Genomic DNA, 24,366 nt, shown 5'->3' with positions numbered 1-24,366 from the left:
GGGGAACTGCGCGAGAAACCCCCACTCGCCTGCACTCGCCGAACCCACCCGCACCCCCGAGCTACGGGGCGCCCTTCGCCCCGGCGGTCAGCGCCGGCTCTCGCACGCCGCCAGCAGTTCCTCCAGCTCCCCCGACACCGCCTTGCCCAGCACCTCCAGATCCGGCACGGCCGCCGCGTCCGCGACCAGTCCGTAGTGGACGCCGCCGCGGTACGTGGAGACGGCCACGGCCAAGGACTGGCCGTGCGCGAGGGGAGCGAGCGGGTAGACCTCAGCGAGCGGGCAGCCGCCGAGTCTCAGGCCGAGGCTCGGGAGGGGGACGCTGGTGACGAGGATGTCGAACCAGAGGCGCGCGGCCTGGCTGACCAGGGGCCCGCCCAGGCGGTGCCCCAGCGGCGGCACATGGTCGGCCAGCAGCGCGACCGCCCCGGCGCCGCGATTGGGCCCGGCCTCCTTGTTGCGGTCCATGGCCGTACGGACCGTGCGGAGCCGGCCGAGCGGGTCCGGGTCGTCGACGGGCAGCCTCATCAGATAGCCGGAGAGCCGGTTGCCCTGGGGGTGCGCGGTGCGCGGCCGGCGCTTGGAGACGGGGATGAGCGCCCTGGGCGTGACCCCCTCGCTGCCGTCGCCCCGCTCGTCCAGCCAGCGGCGCAGCGCGCCGGCGACGACCGCGATGAGGACGTCGTTGACGGTGCCGCCGACGGTCTTGCGGATGCGGTGCACGTCGTCGAGGTCGAGGACCACGCCGACGGTGCGGCGGGTGCCGCTCGGTTCGGCGGTCAGGGCGGCGGTGCCCCGCGCACCCAGCGTCGCGTCGAGCGTGGTGCGGGCGACGGAGGTGCCGATGTCCACGGCACGGCCCAGGTCGGAGAGGGTGGACCGGAAGAGGCCGGGCAGTTTGCGCACGTCGCCGAGGAGGCTGCGCGGGGGCTCGGCGGGGCGCGGCCGGGGCGCGGGCATGTCCATGGGGTCCATGACGGCGGCGGCGAGCGTCAGCGCCCTCAGTCCGTCGGCCAGGGCGTGGTGGAACTTGAACAGCACCGCGAAGGAGGTGCCGTCCTCGGCCGGCAGGACGTGCGCCTCCCACGGCGGCCGGCCGCGCTCCAGGGGGCGTTCCATCAGCCGCCCGGCCACCGCGTGGAAGTCGCGTGTCGGCGCGTGGAGCCGTACGTGGTCGAAGGGCTCGAAGTCGTCGACGGGCTCGCGGGTAGCGCCGCCGAAGGTGAGCGGCAGCCGTACGTCGGGCCGCCATACGTCCCGGATCCGCATCCTCAGCGCGGACACCCCGGCGGCGCGCGCGGCGAGCAGGTCGGCGGCGTGGGCCCCGGCGGTGGGTGAGTTCGCCGTGAAGACGCCGAGGGCCGCCAGGTGCATGGGATGTTGGGCGGTCTCGATGTTCCAGAAGGCCAGGTCGAGTGGTGCGAGCACGTCAGAAGTCAATGGCTTGCCTCGCGTCGACGACGGGATGAGTCTGCAGTCAATCGCCGATGGCCGATTACGGTCAAGTACGATCGCGCTACACTCAGTTAACAGCAGATTAAGTCCCACCTCCTGGGGAGAGGCGGGACCGGTGGGGCATCTGCCGTCACTCGGGGGTCATCTCAACCCACCCGGCCCAGTGCGGCGTGACGAACCGCACAATAGCTCGCCGCCCGGCGCTACCGGGCTACGACACCTGCCGGCCCTTGCCGAGGGCGATCACCCCGCCCTTGGAGACCGTGTAGAGCTCGGCGTCGCGCTCCGGGTTGACGCCGATGGTGGCGCCCGGGGGGACCTGGACGTTCTTGTCGAGGACGGCACCCCGTACGACCGCGCCCCGGCCGATGTGGACGTTGTCGTGCAGGACCGATCCCTGGACCACGGCACCCGGGTCGACGACGACGCCGGGCGACAGGATGGACCTGGTCACCTGGCCGCGGATCAGGCAGCCCGCACTGATGATCGACTCGCTGGCGATGCCGCCCGCGTTGAAGCGGGCCGGGGAGAGCTGGCCGGAGCTGGTGTAGATGGGCCAGCTGCGGTTGAACAGGTTGAAGGCGGGGCGTTCGGCGATGAGGTCCATATGGGCGTCGTAGTAGGCGTCGAGGGTCCCGACGTCACGCCAGTAGCCGCGGTCGCGGTTGGTCTCGCCGGGGACGTGGTTGGCGCTGAAGTCGTACAGCTGGGCCTCGCCGCGCTCGGTGAGCTGGGGCAGGATCGAGCCGCCCATGTCGTGGACGGAGTTCTCGTCCTCGGCGTCCCGCTGGAGCGCCTCCACCAGGGCCTTGGTGGTGAAGATGTAGTTGCCCATCGAGGCGAACACGCACTCGGGGTCGTCGACCAGTCCGGGCGGGTCGGCGGGCTTCTCCAGGAAGCCCTCCACGGACCGGCCGTCCGAGCCGGGGGTGATCACCCCGAAGGAGGAGGACTCGGTGCGGGGCACGCGTATCCCGGCGACGGTCACCCCCGCGCCGCCCTCGATGTGCTGGGCCAGCATCTGCCGGGGGTCCATGCGGTAGACGTGGTCGGCGCCGAAGACGGCGACGTACTCGGGTTGTTCGTCGTGCACCAGGTTGAGGGACTGCAGCAGCGCGTCCGCGCTGCCCAGGTACCAGCGCGGACCGAGCCGCTGCTGGGCCGGGACCGGGGTGACGTAGTTGCCGAGCAGGCTCGACATCCGCCAGGTGGTGGTGATGTGCCGGTCCAGGGAGTGCGATTTGTACTGGGTCAGGACGCAGATCCGCAGGATGTCCGCGTTCACGAGATTGGAGAGTACGAAGTCCACGAGACGGTACGTCCCGCCGAAGGTCACCGCGGGTTTCGCGCGGTCGGCGGTCAGGGGCATCAGCCTCTTGCCCTCGCCGCCCGCCAGTACGATTCCCAGCACCGAAGGTCCACCGCGCCGCATGCCGCCGCCCCTCTACGCCCGGTTGTGCCGTGCTCTGTCCTGTGTGCCTACCCCTGTTTGAGGACTTCCTCGTACAGGTGGACCGTCCGCCGGGCCACCGCGTCCCAGCCGAACTCGCGCACCGCGCGCTCCCGTCCCGCCTCGCCCATGCGGGCGGCGGTCGCGGGGTCGGCGAGGACGGAGTCGAGGGCGCGGGCCAGCTGAGCTTCGAAGTCGTCCTCGGTGGACACGAGGAGGCCCGTGACGCCGTCCTCCACGACCTCCGGGATACCGCCCACCCGTGACGCGACCACCGCCGTCCCGCAGGCCATGGCCTCCAGGTTGACGATGCCGAGCGGCTCGTACACCGAGGGGCAGACGAACACGGCGGCGTGGGTGAGGAGCTGGATCACCTCCGGGCGCGGCAGCATCTGCGGGATCCAGTGCAGGCCCTCGCGTACGCGGCTCAGCTCCTCGAAGAGGTCGCGGAACTCCCGGTCGATCTCCGGGGTGTCGGGGGCGCCGGCGCACAGCACGACCTGGATGTCCGGGTCGATGTCCCGTACGGCGCGCAGCAGATGGGGCACGCCCTTCTGGCGGGTGATGCGGCCGACGAACAGGACGTAGGGGCGGGCCTTGTCGAGGCCGACGCGGTCGAGGACGTCCGTGGCGTGGTCCGGCCGGTAGAGGGAGGTGTCGATGCCGTTGTGCACGACCCGCACCCTGGCCGGGTCCAGGGCCGGGTAGCAGCCGAGGATGTCGTCGCGCATGGCGCCGGACACCGCGATCACCGCGTCGGCGGACTCGATCGCGGTGCGCTCGGCCCAGCTGGACAGGGCGTATCCACCGCCCAGTTGCTCGGCCTTCCAGGGACGCAGCGGCTCCAGCGAGTGGGCGGTCATCACATGCGGGATGCCGTGCAGCAGCTTGCCGAAGTGGCCGGCGAGATTGGCGTACCAGGTGTGCGAGTGGACGAGTTCACGGCCTTCGAGCCCGGCGGCGATGGACAGGTCCACGGAGAACGTGCGCAACGCGTCGTTGGCGCCGTCCAGCGCCGACCAGGGCCGGTGCCGTACGACGCCGCCCGCGGCGCCCTCACCCCAGCAGTGCACGTCGAGGTCGACGAGGGATCTCAACTCCCGTGCGAGGAACTCGACATGGACCCCGGCGCCCCCATAGACGTCGGGCGGATACTCCCGGGTCAGCAGGCCGACTCGCACCCGGAACCCCCTGTCTCACATGACTCGTTCCCACATGGTCACCCAGACGCGGCGGTTGGGGAAGACCGCGATTCTCCCCGGGGCGGCCGGGGAAGCGCCGAGCGGGACTCCCCCCGGACGCCGCTCCTTCGCCCCGGAGATCCGTCAGAAGGGCCCTACCCCTCGGCGGCCGGCGGCCGGGTCCGGGCGGGCGGCCGGTCGAAGCAGCAGTCGCCGCACAGTCCGCCGCCGGGCAGCCGGTAGTAGAGGCAGCAGCTGCGGCGGCGGTGGGTGGCGGGGTCGAGGGTGCCGGCGAGGTCAGGGTGCGCGAGCTGTGCGGCGGCCAGCCGCCGGGCCCGGACGGCCGCCTCCGTCCGGCCGTTCGCGACGGCCCAGCGGTCGATCTGCCGTACGGCTCCCATGAGCGCGGAGGCCGCGTTCCCCCACAGCAGTCGAGGGGAGACCGGCAGCTGGGAGCAGAGGGCCGCCGCCAGGGGAACGAGATGCGCCTCCCGTACGACCTCGCCGATCCGGTCGGCGGACAGCATCCGTACCCCGGTCAGCCAGAGTTCGTCGGGGGCACTCGCGTCCGGGTCCCAGCGCAGCAGCCGGGGGTCCAGATCGGGGACGCGGTCGTACAGGGCGACGGCACCGAGGGCGACCGACCACAGCCGTGCGGCGAGACCGAGGTGGGCGATGGAGGCCGCGACGCGCGGCTCCGGGGCCCGGATGCCGTCCGCCACCTTCCGGACACGGAAAATTACCGGATTCGCGTAAACCTCCTTTCTCACATCGGCATCCCGTGCCGCGTACGCCTCGGCGAGGGTCGGCAGGGGGCCCCGCGACGGTGCCGCCGTGTGTAGTACGAAGAATCCGCCGAGGGCGGAGAGGTCCATGAGGCCGGGGGCGTCGTCCACGAGGTCGAGTAGTACCAGGCCCCCTGGCGGCGTTCGCGCGGAGGGGTGCACTCCGTGTCGCCCCTCCTGAGGATGACGGGGGCCGGGTCGTACTCCATCGGCAGTAGGACGCAATGAGTGCTCTGGTACGACGACGCGGACGCGTTCGCGAGGCATCGTGGTCATCATGAAAGCCGACCGTTCGCAGCGGCGGGCCGAGCGCCCCCGCCCCTCGCGAAGGAGCCGCTCATGAGCGCCCTCGCGTTGTCCGTGCTGCTGTCGTTCGTCTCCGCCGTGGCCTACGCGGGCGGTGCGATCGTGCAGGAGCGTGTCGCGGTGTCCTCGCCCGGTCCGACCTACGCGCCGCTGCGCCGTCCGGGCTGGTGGGCCGCCGTCGGACTGAACGGCCTCGGCGGGCTGCTGCACGTGGTGGCCCTGGCCTACGGCCCGCTGAGCCTGGTGCAGCCGCTGGGCGCGCTGACCATCGTGTTCGCCCTGCCCATGGCGGCGCTCTTCGTCGGCCGCAGGGCCGGGGCCGCGGCCTGGCGGGGCGCGATCATGGCGACGGTGGGTCTCGCGGGCCTGCTCTCCCTGGTCGGCACGGCCGATGCGCAGTCCCTCGACACCGTCGAGCGCGTGCTGGTGGCGGTGGTCAGCGCAGGCGTGGTGGTGGCGCTGATGACGGCGGCTCGCGCCGCGCACCGCCACCCGACGGCGCGCAGCATCCTGCTGGCGGTGGCGTCCGGTGTGGCGTTCGGCATGTCCTCGGTGTTCACCAAGACGGTCGCCGTGGACTGGACGGACGGTGTCGGTCCCGCCGACCTGCCGACCCTCGCGGTCATCGGTGTCTTCGCCACCGCCGGTCTGCTGCTGTCGCAGGCCTCCTACCGCAGCGGCGGTCTCGCGGCGCCGCTCGCCACGCTGACCGTCGTGAACCCGGTGGTGGCGGCGGCGGTCGGCATCACGATGTTCGGCGAGACGTTCCGCTACGGCACCACGGGCACCCTCCTCGCCCTGGCCAGCGGGGTCGTCGCGGCGGGCGGCCTGATCCTGCTGACCACCGAGCGGCTCCATGACCAGGCGCGGCCCGGGCGGACCGGCGACGACGGCGCGGACGACGCGTCCACGGTCGCCGACCGGGAGGCGGCCCTCGCCGTCGAGCGGCTGCTCGCGGGGCTCGCCGCGCGGTCCGCCGGGGCACCGGCAGCGGCCGACGGCTCGCTCGGCCTCGACCAGCGGGTGGTCGTACCGGCTCCGTTCCGCAGGAGCGGCGGCTCCGGGGAGGAGGGGCCGCCCGGACCGGAGCTGCGGCCGTTCCACGGCGAGCTGTATGTGCCGCGGCCGCATACCGATCGGCATCGGGACCACGTCACGTCCTGAGCGGGAGGCCCGGAGCGGGCCTCCCGCGGTTCGTCAGCGCGTCAGAGACGCACCCCTCCGGCCCGCAGCCAGGCGATCGGGTCGACGTCGCTGCCGAAGCCGGGCCCCGTCCGCACCTCGAAGTGCAGATGCGGGCCCGAACTGTTGCCCGTGGAACCCGAGCGGCCGATGCGCTGCCCCGCGCTCACACCCTGCCCGGCCTTCACGGAGATCGCCGACAGATGGGCGTACTGCGTGTACCGGCCGTCGGCGTGCCGGATCACCACCTGGTAGCCGAAGGAGCCGCCCCAGCCCGCCGTGACGACCTGCCCGGAGGCCACGGCCTTGACGGTGCTGCCGGTCGGCACGGGGAAGTCGACACCCGTGTGGTAGCCCTTCGACCAGGAGGAGCCGGAGGCGCGGTACGGGGTGCCCAGTGAGGCGTTCACGGGGGCGACCAGGGACCCGGACTCCTGCCGAGTGTCGGTCCGCCGCTCCCGCTTCTGCTCCTTCTTCTGCTCCTTCTTGGGCTCGTTCTTCGGTTCCCGCTTCGCTTCCTTCTTCGGCTCTTCCCTCTTGTGTTCCTTCTTCGGGGCGGCCGAGGTCAGGCTCAGCCGCTGGCCCGGGAGGATGCGGTCCGGGTCGGAGCCGACGGTCCTGCGGTTGGCGTGGTAGAGCCCGCGCCAACCTCCCTTGACCTCGTGGGACTCGGCGATCTCGGAGAGCGTGTCGCCCCGGACGACCGTGTACATCTCGACCTTGCCGGCCTGCGACTGAGGCGTGGTCTGCGGCTTGACGTCCTCGATGGTGCGCGGCGTGTCGCCGCCGCGGGTGAGTCCCGCGCGGACCGAGCAGTGGGGCCAGGCGCCGGGGCCCTGGCCGTCCAGCACCTTCTCGGCGATCGCGATCTGCTGTTCCTTGGTCGCCAGGTCGGCGCGCGGGGCGTAGCTCCTCCCGCCGTACGCCTCCCAGGTGGACTGACTGAACTGGAGGCCGCCGTAGTAGCCGTTGCCGGTGTTGATGTCCCAGTCACCGGTGGACTCGCAGGCCGCGACCTTCTCCCAGGTGTCCACATCGGCCGCCTCGGCGACTCCCGTGCCGATCAGCGGGAGCGCGATGCCGGCGCCGCCGGCTGTGACCGTGAGTGAAGCACGGTTGATCCTGTTCGGCTGGTACCGGCGGTGCCGGCCGCGTACGGCCATGGAGTAGCCCCCCTCGCCTCTGCCACGAAGCCGCAAAAGTAAGCGCCACGAACCGGCCATGACAAGACGAAAATCCAGCCGCACCAACCCCGTGAGTGGCGTGGAAGCGACCTGTCCCGGCGCTTGAGTACCCCTGTCCGGCGCGCGCGTGAGCGAGTGCGCCGCGTGAAGAGCGCCGGTTGCGCGGTCCGTTGAGGCAGGTGGGGCCCTTTCCGCGTACTCAAGCACGACGCGCCGCGCGGTGCGCAAGGGGCCGCCGCACGTCAGGGTGACCGGAAGGGCAATACTGGCGAGCACTGACGGCGGCACCGATATGAGGACCTACCGGCACCACTTGTCCATCACGTCTTGACCATCACGACTTGACCGATTCACCGGCACCACTGATTCCAGGATCCATAGGAGCCAACCGCATGAGCACTTCAGCCCAGATCGGCGTCACCGGCCTCGCGGTCATGGGGAGCAATCTCGCCCGGAACTTCGCCCGCAACGGCTACACGGTCGCCGTCCACAACCGCACCGCTGCGCGGACCCACGCGCTGGTGAAGGAGCACGGGCACGAGGGCGACTTCATCGCGGCCGAGACCGCCAAGGACTTCGTACAGGCGCTGGAGCGACCCCGGCGCCTGGTGGTGATGGTGAAGGCCGGCGGCCCCACGGACGCGGTGATCGAGGAGTTCGCGCCGCTGCTGGAGCCCGGCGACATGATCATCGACGGCGGCAACGCGCACTTCGCCGACACCCGCCGCCGCGAGGCCGCACTCCGCGAGCAGGGCATCCTCTTCGTCGGCGCGGGCATCTCCGGCGGTGAGGAGGGCGCGCTCAACGGGCCCAGCATCATGCCGGGCGGCCCGGCCGAGTCGTACGACTCCCTCGGCCCGATGCTGGAGAAGATCTCCGCGAAGGCCGCCGACGGGGCGCCGTGCGTCACCCACGTGGGTCCGGACGGTGCCGGGCACTTCGTGAAGATGGTCCACAACGGCATCGAGTACGCCGACATGCAGCTGATCGGCGAGGCGTACCAGCTGCTGCGCGATGTGGCCGGCTACTCCCCCGCGCAGATCGCGGAGATCTTCCGCACCTGGAACACCGGGCGCCTCGACTCGTATCTGATCGAGATCACCGCCGAGGTGCTGGCGCACGTGGACGCGGCGACCGGCAAGCCGTTCGTGGACGTGGTCGTCGACCAGGCGGAGCAGAAGGGCACGGGCCGCTGGACCGTGCAGATCGCGCTGGACCTGGGGGTGCCGGTCTCCGGTATCGCCGAGGCCGTCTTCGCGCGCTCGCTGTCCGGGCACGCCGCGCTGCGGGAGGCCTCGCGGTCGCTGGCCGGCCCGAAGGCGGAGCCGCTCAGCACCGCCGAGGCGGGTGCCTTCGCCGACCGCGTCGAGCAGGCGCTGTACGCCTCCAAGATCGTGTCGTACACGCAGGGCTTCCACGAGATCGACGCGGCCCGCGCCGAGTACGACTGGGACATCGACCTCGGCAAGGTCGCCTCCATCTGGCGCGGCGGCTGCATCATCCGTGCGGCCTTCCTCGACCGTATCCGCGCCGCGTACGACGCCCGTCCGGACCTGCCGAGCCTCCTGTCCGACGAGACGTTCGCCCAGGAGATCGCGGCGGCGCAGGACGACTGGCGTGAGGTGATCGTGGCCGCGACCCGGCAGGGTGTGCCGACCCCGGGCTTCGCGGCGGCGCTCGCGTACTACGACGCGCTGCGCGCGGAGCGGTTGCCGGCGGCGCTGACGCAGGGGCAGCGGGACTTCTTCGGGGCACACACGTACCGGAGGGTGGACCGGGAGGGGTCGTTCCACACGCTGTGGGGTGGCGACCGGTCCGAGGTCGAGGCGTAGGCCGGAGGCCGAGGTGTGAAGGGGACGGCCCGCGGGAACCTCGGCGGGTCGGGGTCCGACCGGGTACGGCTGGTCTCGCGCGGGCTGACCGCTGAGGACGGCGGTGGCCACCGCTCGGTGGCGGTAGGTCTCGCGCGGGCTGGCCGCTGAGGACGGCGGTGGCCGCCGGCCGGTCGTGGCCGTCGCGCCGTTCCCCTCGCTCTCCCACGGGCGGGCGGCACGACAAGTGGCCCGGCGTGAAGGGGTTCACGCCGGGCCACTTGTCGTTCTTCATCCCATCGGGCCCCTACGACAGGGGCTTGGGCATCGGTTCTCCCGGGATCGGGTCAGGGCCCGGGGGCTTGGGGACCGGGTCCGGCTCCGGCGTCGGGGCGGGCTCCGGTGGCGGGACCGGGTCGGGGTAGGGGTTCGGGGCCGGGACGGGTTCGGGGCGGTCCGGGCCCGGGCCCGGGGTGGGGCCGGGCCGCACGGGGTCCGGTTCTGGGTGGGTCATCGTGTCCTCCAGCCAATGGATACGCCGACCATGGACTTGTGCCACGGGTACCCCGGCCCCCCACGGGCAGTCACCCGGCCGGCCGCACCGCCGCCGCCGTCGCTCCCGCCGCCAGCCCCGGTCGGGGGCTGGACAGCACGGGGATCGTGGTCGTGGTCAACTGCCCGGCGGGCGTCATGGATGCCTGGGCGAGGACGATCACGTCGGCGGCCGTGACCTCGTCGGCGGCCCCCGCGATCGCGCGGGCGTAGCCGGCGGTGTCACCGGCCTCGAACAGGGCCCAGGCATCGTCGAGGAGGCGGGTGCGGATCTCCACCGGGCCCGTGGCCTCCTCCTCGATCAGGGCCACGGTCGGGGCGAGGGTGCCGGGCACCGTCGCCAGGACGACGATCCGCGGGCCGGCTGCCACGGCGGCGGCGGCCATCGGTCGGTCCACACGGAGCACGGGCACGCCGGCGTCCGTGGCCTCGGCGACGGCCCCGATGCTGGAGCAGGTGCACAGCACCGCCGTGGCGCCCTCGGCGACGGCCACGTCGAGCAGGGCCCGCACATCGCCGGCGACCGACGCGGGACCGTCGGTGCCCGCGCGGGTCAGCAGGTCCTCGGCGACGAAGTGCCGCAGTTCCAGGCCGGGATGGGCCTCGTCCCGGAGGGCGTCGAAGACGGGGATGTGGAGGGAGGAGGTGTGCAGCAGGGCGAGCACGCCTCCCATCAGAACCCCTCCGGGTGGGCGAGCAGCCACTCCTTGGCGGCCCGCAGCAGCTCCGGGTCGGCCGCCGGAGCCTCGTCGGGGTGCCGCTCCGCCCACTTCACGACGTACGGGCACAGCGGGGCGACGACGATGCCCTCGCGTTCCGCCGTGCCGTACAGCCGCCGCGCGAGCGAACCGGCGATGCCCTGGCCCTCGTACGCGGGCTCGACGATCGTGTGGACCGGGACGAGGGCGCGCCGCGGGGCCTGAAGGACGAAGTACTGGATGTGTCCGGCCAGTTGGTCCCCGGCGAAGGCCTCAAGGCGGCCGCCGGCCCGGTCGTCGCGGATCTCGATGTCGCTCATGCGGTTCTCCTCGCGTGCGGTCGGCGTCGCCGGGCGGCCGCTCGCGGACTCAGGCCTTGACCGCCTGGGGGCTGCGCCGCTGTTCCGAACCAGGTACCGGCTCGGACGGGTCCGCGCCGAGGGCCACGATCCGGTTGTCGCCGTCCACGTGCACCACCCTGGGCCTCATCGCCCGGGCTTCGGCGTCGGAGACCTGAGCGTAACTGATGATGATCACCAGGTCGCCGGGATGCACGAGATGGGCCGCGGCGCCGTTGATGCCGATGACCCCGGAACCGCGCTCACCCTCGATGACGTACGTCTCCAGACGGGCCCCGTTGGTGATGTCCACGATGTGCACGAGCTCACCGGGCAGCAGATCGGCGGCGTCGAGCAGATCGGCGTCGATGGTCACGGAGCCGACGTAGTGCAGGTCGGCCTGGGTGACGGTGGCTCTGTGGATCTTGGACTTGAACAGAGTACGCAGCATTTGGACTCCTGGAAGGCGGCTCCCTGCCTGCTTTGTGCAGGTCAAGGGCGTTCTTCACTGTACACCGGCGGGCGTCGGAGTCGACGATTGTGAGGAACATCGCTTCACTCTGGGAAGACGGCTCCCTGCCTGGGCTTCCGCATCGACCAGACTGTCGTGACGCCGTCACCCGGGGCCTGTTCGCACAACCGTCTCGGAATGCCAGGGGACTCATGCTGGTCAGATGTCGACTTACCTGACGGCCCACCAGATGCCTCGGAACCGCTCCGGATCTGCCGGAGCCTCCACCGAACCCGGGAGCGGTTCAGACACCCCTACAAGAGGCCAGGAGAGGTTGGCACCGCACCAGCCACATCGGCTCCGCGCCACGTCCCGCTCTCCCACCGGATCACTGAGGCCCCCAAGGCGCCTTCAACGGTCCCGACAGCCGATTGCTCTGCGGGTTCGGAGGCGCGGACCAGGATGACCTGGTCAACTGGGCGGCCCAGCGCAAAGCGGATCTCGGTGGTCCGCGTGGCCGCTGCCCTCAGGTCGGATAGGTGGCCTTCTCGGGGTTGGCCGGTCGGCGGCTGAGGTCGGGGTGCCGGTACGGCGCGGTCGGTGGCGGAGTGGGTGATGCCGTGAGTGTGGGCGGTGCCCCACCTCGGTGGCGACATGCCGACGGGGCCCGGTGCCGCTGTGCGTCTCTGTGTGTTTGAGTCCTCGTCGGTTCACTCTCCCAGGACTCCTACCAGGGCCGATGCCACGAGGGCCACCGCTCGGTCCTTGTCGTGGGCCAGGTGGCGCAGCATCTCCTGCGCGGTGGTTCCCTCCAGTTCGACCAGCGCCTGGGTCAGGCGGATCCGTGTCTCCGAGTCCACGGTGGGCGCGGCGAGTTCGTCAGCCAGGGCGGTCGCGATCCGGTCCGCGCATTCGGGGTCCTGGGACAACGTTCCCAGAGCCTCCGCCGCGTCCACGTCGTTGGAGCCCTCGACCACCATGCCGACGAGCGCCGGCACCGCCGCGGCCACTCCGTTTCTGCCAAGAGCCAGAGCGGCGCGCCCGCGCACCGTGGCGTCCGGGTCCCCGAGGGCGTCCGCGAGCATCGCGATCGCCCCCGGAGCCTCGGACATCTCGGCGATCGCCAGCACCGCACGGCGCCGGATGTCCACGTCCTCCGAGCGCGCGGCGGCGGCCAGCGCCGCCACACCCTCGCCGCCCGCCCGGGCGAGCGCCCAGCGCAAGGCGCCCGCGACATGCGGGTCGGATTCGGCCAGGACCGCCCCGACCAATAGTTCGGCCGGAACCGACACGCCCTCCGGCTGCGTCAGAACGGCCTGCTGCCTGCGCGCGGCGCTGGTCGAGTTGAGTTCCCGCATGAGTTCGACGACGCGCAGGACGTCCTGCCAACCGGTGGGCGCCGACGCGTCGATCACACGGAGCCGCTCCAGCAGCTCCTGTTCGCGCGCCAAGCGGTCCTCCGTCCACTGGATGAGGTCGCTGACCAAGGCCGACGGTGTGAAGGCCGGGTCCTCCAACGCGCGCCCGATCTGCTTGAGCGACAGCCCGAGGGACCGCAGGCTCTCCACATGGAAGATTTTGCGGACGTCCTCGGCCGAGTACTCGCGGTAGCCACTGACGGTGCGGCCCGTCGGCTGCACCAGCCCCAGAGCGTCGTAGTGCCGGAGCATCCGGGTGCTCACCCCGGAGTGACGGGCCACATCACCGATCAGCAACCTACGGTCTCCTAGCCCTCTGCGGCCTTGGTGGCCTGGGTCGGGCCGATCTGCCCGGTCGGCTCAGTCGTCGCCGCAGGCTCGGCCATCTCTGCGGATTCGGTGCTCGCCGCCGCCTCGGCCGCGGCAGCTCGCTCCGGGCCGAGCCTGACCATGCGCTTCGCCTCCTCGATCGCCGCGTCGAAACCGGTCTCCGGATTCTGCCGGAGCAGCTCGGTGGCACGGGCGTGCGCCGCCACGTCCGGGTCCGGGTGTTCCGCAGCCTTCTCCAGGGCGGGCTTGATCACTTCGCCGAGGTCGACCAAGGCCCGGCTCAAGCTCAGCTGCACGCTGCGGTTGCCGCGGCCGAGCTGCAGAACCAGCTCGTCGGCCAGGTCCTTCTCCTCGTCTTCGGGTACGAGGACTACCGCCACGCGCCACGCGGTCCGCGCGACCTCGTCATCGGCGTCGCGCAGCATGTCGCGGGTGATCCAGGCCCAAGTGCTCTTGTCGTTGATCTTGGAGAGTGTGTGCAGCGCCTGGCTGCGGGCCTGGTTGCGGTTGGAGTCAAGCTCCTTGCGAATCCGGGGCAGGGTGATCTCCGGCGAGAGGCGGGTCAGCGCCCAGGACAGCATGTCTCGTACGAAGAAGTCGGGGTCGACCGCGCACCGCTCGACGAGGGGCTCCAGGAAGACGGGGTCGGGATCCGAGCCGGCCGCCAGGGCGGCCTTAAGCCGCACCGATGAGTCCTCGGCACCCAGGGCGTTGATCAAGCGGGTCTGCTGCGCGGTCACATTGGTCGTGTTGATCGGGACCACCTCCTGTGCCCAAGTGGAAACCTTGTCACCGTGTCAAGGTCAAGCCCGTGATCGACGTATTGGGAAAACTGCTGGTCACAGGTACGGAACAGACACGCCAGCAACGGTTGGGGGAGCAGGTCGGACATCATGGGTGAGTACGTGGGGGGGGTGCCTCTATGTCTTTCGTCAAGGCGCCCAGGTTGGGTTTGGGGTGGTTTGGCTGGCTGGGGTCATGCGGCGAGTTCGACGTCCTTGGGGATGCGGGGTTCGTAGAAGGTGCCGTCGCGGAGCATGGCGAACAGGACGCTGATGCGTTGACGGGCGAGGCGGAGGAGGGCCTGGGTGTGGGTCTTGCCGCGGGCTCGCTGGCGGTCGTAGTAGGTGCGGGAGGCCGGGTCGGCGTTCATGCAGGCGAAGGCGGAGAGGAACATGGCGCGTTTGAGCTGCCGGTTTCCGCCTCGGGGTGCGTGTTCGCCGTGGATCGAGGTCCCGGACGACTTCGTGGTCGGGGCGAGGCCGGCGTAGGAGGCGAGGTGGGCGGCGGTGGGGAAGCCGGTGCCGTCGCCGACGGTGACCAGCAGGACTGCGGCGGTCCTGACACCGACGCCGGGCATTGACGTCAGGACCGGGGAAAGAGGGTGGGCCTCCAGCAGGGCGTTGATCTGGGCTTCCAGGGCCCGGCGCTGGGTGTGGACGGCGGCGAGCGAGGCGGCCAGGGAGGGGATCACGATGTCGAGGGTGCCGGTGCCGGGGACGACGACGGTCTGCTCGTCGAGGGCGTCGAAGACATCGTCGATCAGCCGTGCGGCCATGCGCGGTGCCTTCGGACGGATCACCTCGACCAGCCGGCGGCGGCCGGCCTTTCGCAGTGCGGCCGGAGAGCCGTAACGCTCCAGCAGCCAGGTAACGGCGGGGTGGTCGAGGCGGGGGCCGAGGACGCGTTCCAGCGAGGGGTGGAACTGGGTGAGCAGGCCGCGTATCCGGTTGGAGGTGCGGGTGGCCTCGGCCGCGAGGTCCTGGTCGAAGCCGGTCAGCACGGTCAGCTCGGCGGTGATCTCGTCGGCCAGTTCGAGGGTGCGCAGGGTGTGGGGCATGGTGCGGGCGGCGTCCGCGATCACCGCGGCGTCCTTGGCGTCGGTCTTCGCCTCGCCCGGGTAGAGGTCGGCGATCCGGCGCATGGCCAGTCCGGGCAGGTAGGCGACCTGGCAGCCCGCGTCCCGGGCGACGGTCAGGGGCAGGGCTCCGATGGAGGCGGGCTGGTCCACGATCACCAAGACGGTGCCGAACTTCGCGGTCAGCTTGTCGAAGACGGCCCGCAGCTTCGGTTCGCTGTTGGGCAGCTGCTTGTCGAAGACCCTCTTCCCGGCCGGGGTGAGCCCGTGGCCGTGGTGGGCCGTCTTGCCGACGTCCAGGCCGAGGAACACGCCCACGTCTTCGGTGTCGACCATCGCGCCCTTCCAGGGGAGTTGAGTGTGCCGGCCTCGGCAGTGGTGTCGTACGCGCGCATCCACGTTATGCAGACCTGCCGCCCGCGAGCTGTCCGGCATTGCGCCGGACCGGACGGTGGCCGGACCTCTCATCAGCGTCTCCGACGGCACCTCCCGGGCCCGGTGACACCACCCCCCAGGTCATCCGTTCGACAGGGGGACACAGTCATGCCGGGCCCGGAGGCCAGCGGCCCTCTTGCAGGACCGCGAAAAACATAACGGGGACCGGGCGCCCGGCCGCCTCACGACGGTCAAGGCGCCTGGCGTCCTCGCACAGTCAGGACGCCTTGCGCGCAAGCACCCGGTACGTGTTCGAGAGGCCGCGGCCGCCCCCGATCGACGCGGAGACCCGGTCCACCAGGTAGGCCAGCGCCAGCACCGGCACGCTCGCGTTGAAGGCGACCTTGCGCAACAGCGCGCGGGCGCGGGTCGGCGGGTCCGGTCGCCACGCCAGGTCCTCCCCGCCGATCAACCCGGCGTTGATCGCCAGGATCGCGGCGCTGACGACGTCCTGCCCGTTGTGCGGTTCGGCCCGCTGTTCGGCGACGACGGTCAGTCCCAGGGAGTTCAGTTCGGAGCGCAGGTTCGCGATCGGGATCATGTGCAGGTGCTGGGGCTGCAGCCAGGAGATCCACCACTTGCCGAGGAGCTTGGCCCAGGCGCACTCCGGGTCGGGCAGTTCGATGGCCAGGTGCCCGCCCACCGGCAGGGCTGCTGCTGCGGCGGCCATCTCCGCCTTGGGGTCCACGGTGTGTTCCAGGTAGTGGTACATGCTGATCACGTCGTACTGACCGGCGAACTCGGGGGCAAGGCCGATGAAGCTGCCCTGGTACGCCTTGCGGACCCGCCCCTTCTCCTGGGCTATCAGCACTCCGTCGGTCCGGTCGAGTCCGTCGAACTCGGTGTCCGGCAGCACCCTCTTCGCGTCGACCAGAAAGTGCCCGTGCCCCGTGCCGACGTCGAGCCACTGCTTCGGCCTGCCCTGTGCGGCGACCATGTGGGTCCGCCCGTCGTGCCCTGCGCGCTTGGTCCCGAAGATCTTGTTCATGTTCTCTTCGCCGAGACCGTCGTAGAAGTCCCGGTAGTAGAACTCGAGTCCGTCGTCGTTCAGCCGGGGGTTCTGGAAGACGTGCCCGCAGTCCTTGCAGGTTTCCAGGACGAAGACGCCCGGCTTGTGCTGCATCACGTCCGTCGTGCGCAGCAGGACACCGAGTTGCGTGGAATCGCACCACGGGCAGGATTCCCTGCGTTCGTCGAAGAACCGCTCGGTTCCGGCGGCGAGGTCTAACAGGTAGGCCGGTCGGCGCTCGGCGACCGCATCGCTTCTCGTGGTCATGTGAGCGATGCTAGCCGTTCACGGTCCAACTCAGCCCGATCTGGAGCGAGTTTGGACGGTGATCGACAAGCCGGAGGCCCAGGTACTGCGGGGATGGGTGCCGGTCAAAGGGATCACCCAGTCGACCCGACCGGTTCTTTCCGCAGGGGCAGACTGGTACGGTGCATTGGCGGTGATCACGGCACCGGCGGGCAGGAACTCGTGCCGGCACCGAATCGGCTCTGCGCCGTATCGACGAAGAGCGGGGCGCCTGACCGCACCACGCGACCGCTCATCCGTAACCCGCACCTTCCATGATCAGAGTTGTCGGCTTCCAGCGCCATCCGTTCGGTCCAACGGCCCGGAAGCCTCCGAGCGCGCGGGCGGCCTGGTTTCAGTCTCTTGACCGGTGACAGGTCGCCGGTTCTTCACTGGGGGAAAAGAATGCCCGCAGCACTCTTAGCACATGATGGCCTTCGCGGACCCGCGCCCGTCGTGGCCGTCGTCGGCGCGGGCGGCTTCCTCGGCAGAAGCGTCATGCGAACACTCTCCAGAGCCGGAGTCGAAGCACTTGCGTTCACCAGCGCGGCACCGGCTGTTTACGGTACGCGGCTCGATCCCGCGCTCCGTCACTGCGATGTGGTCTTCTATCTGGCGAGCCGGATCAGTCCGGCGATCGCCCAACGTGAACCCGAGCGCGCCGCCCAGGAGATCGCCTCCTTCCGGACGTTCCTCGACGCACTGCGCGAGAACCCGCGACGACCGGTCGTGACGCTCGCAGCGTCGGGCGGCACCGTGTACGACCCGCGCTGCAAGCCACCGTACGACGAGGAGTCACCCGTGGGTCCGGACCACGTCTACGGCAAGGCCAAGCTGGAGCAGGAGGAGGTGCTGGCCGCCGCGTCGGACTGGCTCGCTCCCGTGTTGCTGCGGCTGTCCAACGCGTACGGCCCCGGGCAGCGCACCGCCGCGGGGTATGGCGTGATCGGGCACTGGATGCAGGCACTGCTCGCCGGCGAACAGCTGCGAATACTCGGCGACAGCGGGTCGAGCAGGGACTACGTACACGTCCACGACGTCGCGAACTCGATGCTCGCCGTGCTGCGCAGGGCGGACGCGCTGCGCGCTGCGGACCGGACGACCGTGCTGAACATCGGCGCCGGTGAGCCGACGTCGCTCGACGACCTGCACAAGCTCTTGGAGGCCACGGTGGGGCGGCCGGTTCCCGTGGAGCGCGAACCGGCTCGTCCGTTCGACCGCAGGGATGTGTGGCTGGACATCGGGCGCGCGGCGAAAGTCCTCGGCTGGCGGCCGGAGATCGGCCTCACCGAAGGGCTCGCCGACACCTGGCGGTACCACCTGAGCATGGAGCGGGAGCCCGCCCGCTCTGCCCGGCGGACCGACGGCCGGTAGCCGGCTCAGCCCCGCGAGGGGCGGCGCAGCACCGCGATGATCACGCCGACCGCCGGGTCGTCCTCGATCAGCCAGTGCAGCCGCTTCTCGCCGGGGCCCGCCTGCAGGATCTTCTTGATCTCCGGCGGGACTTCGTTGTGCTTGGCGTACTCGTAGACCGCCCCGTAGAACCGCTGCGCGGTGTACTTGGTGTACTGGCTGATGTCGGTGACCTCGACGACCTCCAGGCCCGCGGCCGAGGCGAACGACGTGTAGTCCGCCGCCCTGACCAGCGGAGCCGTGTGCCACGACTCCATGACCTTGGTCAGCGCCGCCTGCTGCACCTTCTCGACCATGCTGCCCTGGATCCTCTTCAGCAGCGAGGGTTTGGGCAGGTCTGCGGAGACGGGCTTGCGCTCCACGAAATCGGTGAGCGCCAGCGAACCCCCGGGCCGTAGCACCCGCGCGATCTGCTTGAGCGCCTGTACCCGGTCCGGCATGTGAACGATGGACTCAAGCGCCAGGACGTGGTCGAAGGAGTTGTCGTCGAAGGGCATCTCCAAAGCGTTGGCGTGCTGGAAGCGCGCCCGGTCCGCGCATCCCTCGCGCTGTGCACGGGCGTTGGCCAGTTCCACGTCGCGGGCGCTGATCGAGATGCCGACCAGTTCCGCACCCGTCCTGGTGGCCAGCCGCACGCCTGGCGTGCCGACGCCGCAGCCGACGTCGAGCACCCGGTCGTCAGGGCCGGGCCCCAGCTTGTCGATCATGATGTCGGACAGCCGGTCGGACGCCTCCTCGAAGGTGCTGTCGTCCTCGGGGCCGTTCCAGTAGCCGTAGTGCATGCTGCCGCCCTGGAACTGGGCGATCAGACCGTTGGCCGCATCGTAGAACGCACCGACTTCCTCGGGCTTGGGAAGCGATATACCAGTGCTCATCTGAACTCCTCAGTAGATCAGTAGACACGGCTCCACCCTCCGAAACACCTCGAACGCTACTTGTGGGACCGCCAGTTGGGTAGCGGTCCAAGGTCCGGAGCCCCATCGGAACCTTGCATGAGCCGGGAGGGAGAAGGAACTTCGATGATCTTTCCATGTTCGGAGGCATCGCGCGTAGTGTGTGGCTCACGAGTCTGGGGGGCGATCTCGTCACACCACCGGGGTGCCGGAACCTGAGCGCCGAGACCGGGTCCACCAGGCTGCGTGATCGTTGCCTGCGCCGAACCGAACCGAGGAAGTCCTCATCATGCGCGTGCTTTTAACCGTCAACCCTGAGAAGAACATATTCATGTACCTCGTGCCGATGGCGTGGGCGCTGCGCACGGCCGGGCACGAGGTACTCATCGCCAGCCAACCGCGCTTCGCCCCCACCATCACCCAGGCCGGGCTCACCGCGGTGCCCGTCGGGAACGACTTCGACAAGTGGCAGTGGGGCCGCCAGCACCCGGAGCTGCTGGAGTCGATCCGGCCCGGTCTGACCCCGCCGTGGGACGTGGCGGAGGACCCGCAGGGCGCGACCTGGGAGTACACATCACAGAGCCACAAGGCCGCTGTGGAGGGCGCGCACGGCGGCGAGGCCGCCGCGGTGATCGACGACCTGGTGGCGTTCGCCCGCTACTGGAAGCCGGACCTGGTGGTCTGGGACTCCTTCAGCTACATCGGCTCCATCACGGCGAAGGCGTGCGGTGCGGCGCACGCGCGCGTGGTCTTCGGCGCCGACGTGTTCGGCGCGACCCGCGACATCTACCTGCGGCTCAAGGCGCAGCAGCCCGAGGCGGAGCAGCTGGACCCGCTGGCGGACTGGCTGGGCGGTCATGCGCACGCGTTCGGCGGTGAGTTCAGCGAGGACATGACGACCGGCCACGTGACGATCGACCAGTTCCCGCGCAGCCTGCAGCTCGACACCAGCCTGGACGTCCTGCAGACGCAGTTCATCGGGTACGGCGGCCCGGCGGTCGTACCGGACTGGCTGAAGACGGCTCCCGAGCGTCCGCGGGTCGGCATGACCCTGGGGCTGACCGCGACCGAGGTCTTCAACGGCTACAACATCCCGCTCAGTGAGATCCTCGAATCGCTGGCCGAGCTGGACATCGAGCTGGTCGCGACCATCGCCGAGCGCGAACAGGAGAAGCTCGGGAAGGTCCCGGACAACGTCCGCCTCGTCTCCTACGTGCCGTGGCACGCCATCGTTCCCACGTGCTCGGCCGTCATCCACCACGCGGGCGCCGCGACCCTCGCGACCACCGCGCGCCACCCGGTGCCACAGCTGTCCCTGCACTACCACTTCGACCAGCCGATCCTGGCCCGCAAGCTGGCCGAACAGGGCGCGGGGCTGGAGATCCACACCTCGGAGGCGACCGGGCAGAACATCAAGGAGAGCGTCCACCGCCTCCTGACCGAGCCCCGGTTCACCGAGCGCGCGACCGCGCTGCGCGACGAGATCCTGGCCGCCCCCTCGCTCAACGGGCTGGTTCCGCAGCTCGAAGAGGTCGTGGCCAAGCACCGCGCCGGCTGATCCACCGATACGGGGCCGCTTGGTCCGCGCTCCCACGCGGACCATGCGGCCCCGTGCCGGGCTACCGCGCGCTGACGCGCACCGGCAGTTCCTTCAGCGCCCTCAGCACCGTGCCGGGCTTCCAGCGCACGTCCTCGTCGTCGACGTCCAGCTGGATGTCGGGGAACCGGTCGAGCAGTCGGCCGAACGCGATCTCGGCCTCGAGGCGGGCCAGCGGGGCGCCCACGCAGTAGTGGATGCCGTGGCCGAACGCCAGGTGGCCGCCGGTCTCCCGGGTGATGTCCAGTTTGTCGCCGCCGGGGAACTGGTCCTCGTCGCGGTTGGCCGACGCGACGGCGACCACCACGAGCTGGTTCTCCGGTATGACGACCCCGCCCAGCTCGACGGGCTCGGTGGTGAACCGCAGCGAGGCGGTGTTGACCGGGCCCTCGTAGCGCAGGAACTCCTCGATGGCGCCGGGAAGCAGCGAACGGTCGGCACGCAGCGCGGCGAGCTGGTCCGGGTGGCGCAGCAGCGCGAGCACGCCGTTGCCGATGAGGTTCACCGTCGTCTCGTGGCCCGCTACGAGCAGCAGGAAGGCCATGGAGACCAGTTCCTGGGCGCTGAGCTTGTCATCCCCGTCGCTGGCGTGCACCAGGTCGGTGAGCAGGTCCTCGGAGGGGTTGGTGCGCTTGCTCTCGACGAGTTCGTCGAGGTACGCCAGCAGGGCGGGCGCGGCTTCGGCGAGCCGCTCCGGGTCGCCGGAGAGCTGCGCGGCGACCCAACCGCGGAACTTGTCCTGGTCGAGCAGCGGGACGCCGAGGAGTTCGCAGATCACCGCGATCGGCAGCGGGGCCGCGAAGGCGGTCATCAGGTCCACCCGGCCCTCGCGCTCCATCGCGTCGAGCAGGTCCGTGGTGACCTCCTCGATCCGGGGGCGCAGCCGCTCCACGGCCCGCGGGGTGAACACCTTGTTGACCAGCTTGCGCAGGCGGGTGTGGACCGGCGGGTCGGAGTTGAGCATGTGCGCCGACAGCTCGGTTGCGAACATCAGCCGCAATTCCTCGTTGTCGGTGTTCTGCTCGATCACCTTCTGTCCGACCTGGACGTTCTTGGACAGCTTGGTGCTGCTCAAGGCGGGGCGGGCATCCTCGTAGCGGGTCACCATCCACACGCCGAGGCCGCCCGGCGCGGTCACCTTGCTGACCGGGGCCTCCGCCCGCAGGGCGCTGTACAGCAGGTGCGGGTTCTGCTCGAACGCCTGCTGCTCGGCATCGCTCGGCATCGGGCTGCCGTCGCTCATCGGCACATCTCCTCAATCATGCTCTGTCGACATCGGGGATCCGTGCCGAACGAGTGGGGCGGGAACGTCACAGTGCTGCCATGAACGTCTGGAAGTCGTTCATCGACTTCACGTCGTTGCCGAACCGGTTGACGGCGCTCACGTGCGAGGAGCAGCCACCCGGTCCGGCGATGTACTTCACGAAGGTGGCAAGCGTGGCGCTGGGGCCGAGGTCGACGAACGTCGCGCCGCCCGAGGCGGTCACCTTCTCGATGGTGCGGGAGAACTCCACGGGCTCCCGCACGGCGGCCCAGATGCCGTCGGCCGACACCTCCTCGACCCTCTCCTCGGTGGCGGACGAGATGACGGGGATCTGCGGGGGTGCGAAGCTCAGGGAGTCCATGAGGCGCCGGGCCTGCTCCTCGACGGGGTCGATCAGCTCGGTGTGCACGCCGTAGTCGACGGGCAGCCGCTGGCACAGGACCGACTCGGCCTCCAGCGCGTGTTCGAGCGCGTCGACGTCGGCGGCGCGCCCGCTCACGACGAAGTTCCCCTCGAAGTTGCGCCCCGTCACCCAGCAGTCGGCGAACAGGGACTCATGCGTCCGCAGGAGTTCCTGCGAGCCGACGACCGCCAACATGCCGGAGCGCGGGGTGTATCGCTCCAGCAGGCGCGCGAACTCCACCGCGAAGCCGATGCCGTCCTCCAGGGGCAGCGCCTCCGCGACCACGGCCGCGGTGATCTCCCCCAGGCTGTAGCCGAGGAGGAAGTCGCACTCGTGGCCGAGTTCCTGGACGACGCGCGTGAGGCTGTACTCGACGCAGATCAGCGCCGCGCTGGAGTCCGGCAGGGAGTCGAAAGGGTCGCTCTTGTCCCGCCGGGGGTCGAAGACCGTGTCCAGCAGCGACTTCCCGATGAGGGGCGAGGCGATCTCGTCGCAGTGTTCCAGCCAGAGCCGGTAGCGGGCGTTGTGCTCGTACAGCTCACGCGTCATGTGGAAGTACTGGGACCCCTGTCCCGAGTACATGAAGACGACGGGTTTGGTCATCGCCACTTCCGCAGGCAGATCGCCGAACTCAGGCCGCCGAACCCCATGCTGAGGCTGATGGCGGTCTCGAACTCGTACGGCAGTGACTCCTCCCGCACCCAGCCGAAGGACGGGTCCACCGGGTCCACCAGGTTGCGGGTGGGGTGCAGCCGCCGCTCCCGCATCTGCAGCAGCGTCGCCACGACCTCCACCGCGCCGGCGGCGGTCAGCCCGTGGCCGGTGATCGACTTGGTGGCGTTGATCCGCGCGTGGCCCAGTCCGCACTTGGAGAGGGCGCGGAGCTCGGTGTCGTCGCCGATCACCGAACCGGTCCCGTGCGGGTTGACGTACTCGACGTCGCCCGCGGTCAGACCGGCCTGCGCCAGCGCTCCCTCGATGACGCTGATCTCTCCCGCCAGCGAGGGGTCGGGGTTACGGTTGCCGTCCACGGCGGTGGCCGTGCCGAGCACCCGGGCATAGGGCTCGGGGTGGCTGCGTGCGCCCTCCCGCTCCACGACGACCGCGCCGCAGCCCTCGCCGAAGACGAACCCGTCGTGCTGCCGGTCGAACGGCCGGCACGCCGAGCCCGGGTCGTCGGCGAAGCGGTCGGAGCCCATGGCGCCCATGGACCGGAACGCCAGGAACTCCCAGTACGAGAGGTCCATCAGCGCCCCGAGGGCGATGCACACGTCGACCTGGCCCGACCGCACGGCCTGCACGGCCTGCAGGACGGCGAGCTGGCCGCTGGCCGAGGCGCCGCCCAGCGTGTGGGCGAAGCCGCGGACGGGGAACAGTTCGGTGCACAGACCACAGAGGTCGCTGTCCATGAACGTGAGGCCGTACGTGGGGCGTACGAACTCGGGGTGGTCGGCGTGCCGGGCGTGCGCCTGCGTAAGTTCCCGCTGCTGGACGTTGGACCCGCCGACGATCAGGCCGACGCGGGTCGGGTCGGTGTCGTCCAGACCCGCCTCGTGCCATGCCTCGGAGATCGTCGCCAGGGCGACGCGGGCGGACAGGGAGGCGGTGCGCAGCACCCGGGCGGGGAACGCCTCGGGTACCGACAGCTCCGCGATCTCGGCGCCCAGGAAGGGCGTCGCCGACTCGTCGCCCGGCAGCGAACGGCCTGGCCTGCGCATCGGGGCGAAGGCGTGGCGGCCTTCGAGGAGCGCTGCGATGAAGTCGTCCTTGCCCTGACCCACCGCGGTGGTGACCCCGAGGCCGGTGATCACCACATCGCCCTGGTCATGACTTGTCATGGATGAGCTTCGCCAGTTCGCCTATGTTCTTCGCGCCGGCCAGCTCGACCAGCGGGATGGTCACCGACAACGCCTCCAGCGTCATCATGATGATCTCCGCCCGGTCCATGGAGTTGGCCCCCAGTTCGCGCAGCGAGTCGGTGGCCGCGAAGGTATGGCCGTCGAGTTCGGGCATGACCTCGCACGTGTGCTTCACGACCAGGTCGAACACTTCTTGAATGGGCATTTCG

21 protein-coding genes are annotated in these 24,366 nt (G+C 70.5%); 4 read left to right on the top strand and 17 right to left on the bottom strand.

Features of this window, described 5'->3' with window-relative positions; translation table 11 throughout:
* Window positions 1–87: 87 nt before the first annotated feature.
* The 4 genes from AC067N_RS24030 to AC067N_RS24015 form a co-directional block, all read right to left on the bottom strand.
* The gene (locus AC067N_RS24030; protein ID WP_478680941.1) at window positions 88–1,440 is read right to left on the bottom strand and encodes a wax ester/triacylglycerol synthase family O-acyltransferase; all 1,353 of its coding nucleotides are present in this window, start codon (window positions 1,438–1,440) and stop codon (window positions 88–90) included.
* A 226-nt stretch (window positions 1,441–1,666) separates the two neighbouring features.
* Window positions 1,667–2,887 (bottom strand): glucose-1-phosphate adenylyltransferase, encoded by a 1,221-nt coding sequence (gene glgC, locus AC067N_RS24025; RefSeq protein ID WP_478680940.1) that lies wholly within the window; start codon window positions 2,885–2,887, stop codon window positions 1,667–1,669.
* Between the two features lie 47 nt (window positions 2,888–2,934).
* Window positions 2,935–4,086, bottom strand: coding sequence for a glycogen synthase (gene glgA, locus AC067N_RS24020; RefSeq protein ID WP_478680939.1), 1,152 nt, complete (start codon window positions 4,084–4,086; stop codon window positions 2,935–2,937).
* Window positions 4,087–4,241: 155 nt separating this feature from the next.
* Window positions 4,242–4,982 carry a (2Fe-2S)-binding protein gene (locus AC067N_RS24015; RefSeq protein ID WP_478680938.1) on the bottom strand — a complete coding sequence of 247 codons (741 nt, stop codon included), beginning with the start codon at window positions 4,980–4,982 and terminating at the stop codon, window positions 4,242–4,244.
* 228 nt (window positions 4,983–5,210) lie between these two features.
* Between AC067N_RS24015 and AC067N_RS24010 the strand changes: the two genes are divergently transcribed.
* Complete coding sequence (locus AC067N_RS24010; protein WP_478680937.1) at window positions 5,211–6,341, top strand: DMT family transporter; 1,131 nt, start codon at window positions 5,211–5,213, stop codon at window positions 6,339–6,341.
* 41 nt (window positions 6,342–6,382) lie between these two features.
* Here AC067N_RS24010 and AC067N_RS24005 read toward each other — a convergent pair whose 3' ends face one another.
* A complete protein-coding gene (locus tag AC067N_RS24005) occupies window positions 6,383–7,522 on the bottom strand; it encodes a transglycosylase family protein (protein ID WP_478680936.1) in 1,140 nt (379 codons plus the stop codon).
* A 413-nt stretch (window positions 7,523–7,935) separates the two neighbouring features.
* Between AC067N_RS24005 and gndA the strand changes: the two genes are divergently transcribed.
* The gene (gene gndA / locus AC067N_RS24000; RefSeq protein ID WP_478680935.1) at window positions 7,936–9,375 is read left to right on the top strand and encodes an NADP-dependent phosphogluconate dehydrogenase; all 1,440 of its coding nucleotides are present in this window, start codon (window positions 7,936–7,938) and stop codon (window positions 9,373–9,375) included.
* A 563-nt stretch (window positions 9,376–9,938) separates the two neighbouring features.
* Here the strand turns inward: gndA and AC067N_RS23995 are convergent.
* The 7 genes from AC067N_RS23995 to AC067N_RS23965 all read right to left on the bottom strand — a co-directional run bounded on the left by AC067N_RS23995 (window position 9,939) and on the right by AC067N_RS23965 (window position 16,710).
* Window positions 9,939–10,571, bottom strand: a complete 633-nt coding sequence (locus AC067N_RS23995; protein WP_478681027.1) for an aspartate/glutamate racemase family protein — start codon at window positions 10,569–10,571, stop codon at window positions 9,939–9,941.
* Window positions 10,572–10,579: 8 nt separating this feature from the next.
* Window positions 10,580–10,924, bottom strand: coding sequence for a GNAT family N-acetyltransferase (locus tag AC067N_RS23990; RefSeq protein WP_478680934.1), 345 nt, complete (start codon window positions 10,922–10,924; stop codon window positions 10,580–10,582).
* 49 nt (window positions 10,925–10,973) lie between these two features.
* A complete protein-coding gene (gene panD / locus AC067N_RS23985) occupies window positions 10,974–11,393 on the bottom strand; it encodes an aspartate 1-decarboxylase (protein WP_478680933.1) in 420 nt (139 codons plus the stop codon).
* Window positions 11,394–12,103: 710 nt separating this feature from the next.
* The gene (locus tag AC067N_RS23980; protein ID WP_478680932.1) at window positions 12,104–13,108 is read right to left on the bottom strand and encodes a MerR family transcriptional regulator; all 1,005 of its coding nucleotides are present in this window, start codon (window positions 13,106–13,108) and stop codon (window positions 12,104–12,106) included.
* Window positions 13,109–13,119: 11 nt separating this feature from the next.
* Window positions 13,120–13,881, bottom strand: a complete 762-nt coding sequence (locus AC067N_RS23975) for a HEAT repeat domain-containing protein (protein ID WP_478680931.1) — start codon at window positions 13,879–13,881, stop codon at window positions 13,120–13,122.
* A 236-nt stretch (window positions 13,882–14,117) separates the two neighbouring features.
* Window positions 14,118–15,335 carry an IS110 family RNA-guided transposase gene (locus tag AC067N_RS23970; RefSeq protein ID WP_478680930.1) on the bottom strand — a complete coding sequence of 406 codons (1,218 nt, stop codon included), beginning with the start codon at window positions 15,333–15,335 and terminating at the stop codon, window positions 14,118–14,120.
* A 316-nt stretch (window positions 15,336–15,651) separates the two neighbouring features.
* Window positions 15,652–16,710 carry a class I SAM-dependent methyltransferase gene (locus tag AC067N_RS23965; RefSeq protein WP_478680929.1) on the bottom strand — a complete coding sequence of 353 codons (1,059 nt, stop codon included), beginning with the start codon at window positions 16,708–16,710 and terminating at the stop codon, window positions 15,652–15,654.
* A gap of 423 nt (window positions 16,711–17,133) precedes the next feature.
* Between AC067N_RS23965 and AC067N_RS23960 the strand changes: the two genes are divergently transcribed.
* The gene (locus AC067N_RS23960) at window positions 17,134–18,102 is read left to right on the top strand and encodes an NAD-dependent epimerase/dehydratase family protein (protein ID WP_478680928.1); all 969 of its coding nucleotides are present in this window, start codon (window positions 17,134–17,136) and stop codon (window positions 18,100–18,102) included.
* Window positions 18,103–18,107: 5 nt separating this feature from the next.
* On the opposite strand, the gene AC067N_RS23955 is transcribed toward AC067N_RS23960, so the two are convergent.
* Complete coding sequence (locus tag AC067N_RS23955) at window positions 18,108–19,016, bottom strand: SAM-dependent methyltransferase (protein WP_478680927.1); 909 nt, start codon at window positions 19,014–19,016, stop codon at window positions 18,108–18,110.
* 307 nt (window positions 19,017–19,323) lie between these two features.
* Between AC067N_RS23955 and AC067N_RS23950 the strand changes: the two genes are divergently transcribed.
* Complete coding sequence (locus AC067N_RS23950; protein WP_478680926.1) at window positions 19,324–20,592, top strand: activator-dependent family glycosyltransferase; 1,269 nt, start codon at window positions 19,324–19,326, stop codon at window positions 20,590–20,592.
* 61 nt (window positions 20,593–20,653) lie between these two features.
* On the opposite strand, the gene AC067N_RS23945 is transcribed toward AC067N_RS23950, so the two are convergent.
* The 4 genes from AC067N_RS23945 to AC067N_RS23930 all read right to left on the bottom strand — a co-directional run bounded on the left by AC067N_RS23945 (window position 20,654) and on the right by AC067N_RS23930 (window position 24,362).
* Window positions 20,654–21,874 (bottom strand): cytochrome P450 family protein, encoded by a 1,221-nt coding sequence (locus AC067N_RS23945; RefSeq protein WP_478680925.1) that lies wholly within the window; start codon window positions 21,872–21,874, stop codon window positions 20,654–20,656.
* 67 nt (window positions 21,875–21,941) lie between these two features.
* Window positions 21,942–22,901 (bottom strand): acyltransferase domain-containing protein, encoded by a 960-nt coding sequence (locus AC067N_RS23940; RefSeq protein WP_478680924.1) that lies wholly within the window; start codon window positions 22,899–22,901, stop codon window positions 21,942–21,944.
* Window positions 22,898–24,136, bottom strand: a complete 1,239-nt coding sequence (locus tag AC067N_RS23935) for a beta-ketoacyl synthase N-terminal-like domain-containing protein (RefSeq protein WP_478680923.1) — start codon at window positions 24,134–24,136, stop codon at window positions 22,898–22,900. The genes AC067N_RS23940 and AC067N_RS23935 overlap by 4 nt, the downstream gene beginning before the upstream one ends.
* Window positions 24,123–24,362 (bottom strand): acyl carrier protein, encoded by a 240-nt coding sequence (locus tag AC067N_RS23930; protein WP_478680922.1) that lies wholly within the window; start codon window positions 24,360–24,362, stop codon window positions 24,123–24,125. Before AC067N_RS23930 ends, AC067N_RS23935 begins: the two co-directional genes overlap by 14 nt.
* Window positions 24,363–24,366 lie beyond the last annotated feature (4 nt).

It is taken from the genome of Streptomyces sp. NPDC042364 (assembly GCF_056437585.1).
The sequence above is the reverse complement of the archived record's forward strand: the minus strand, read 5'-3'. Positions and strand labels throughout refer to the sequence as shown.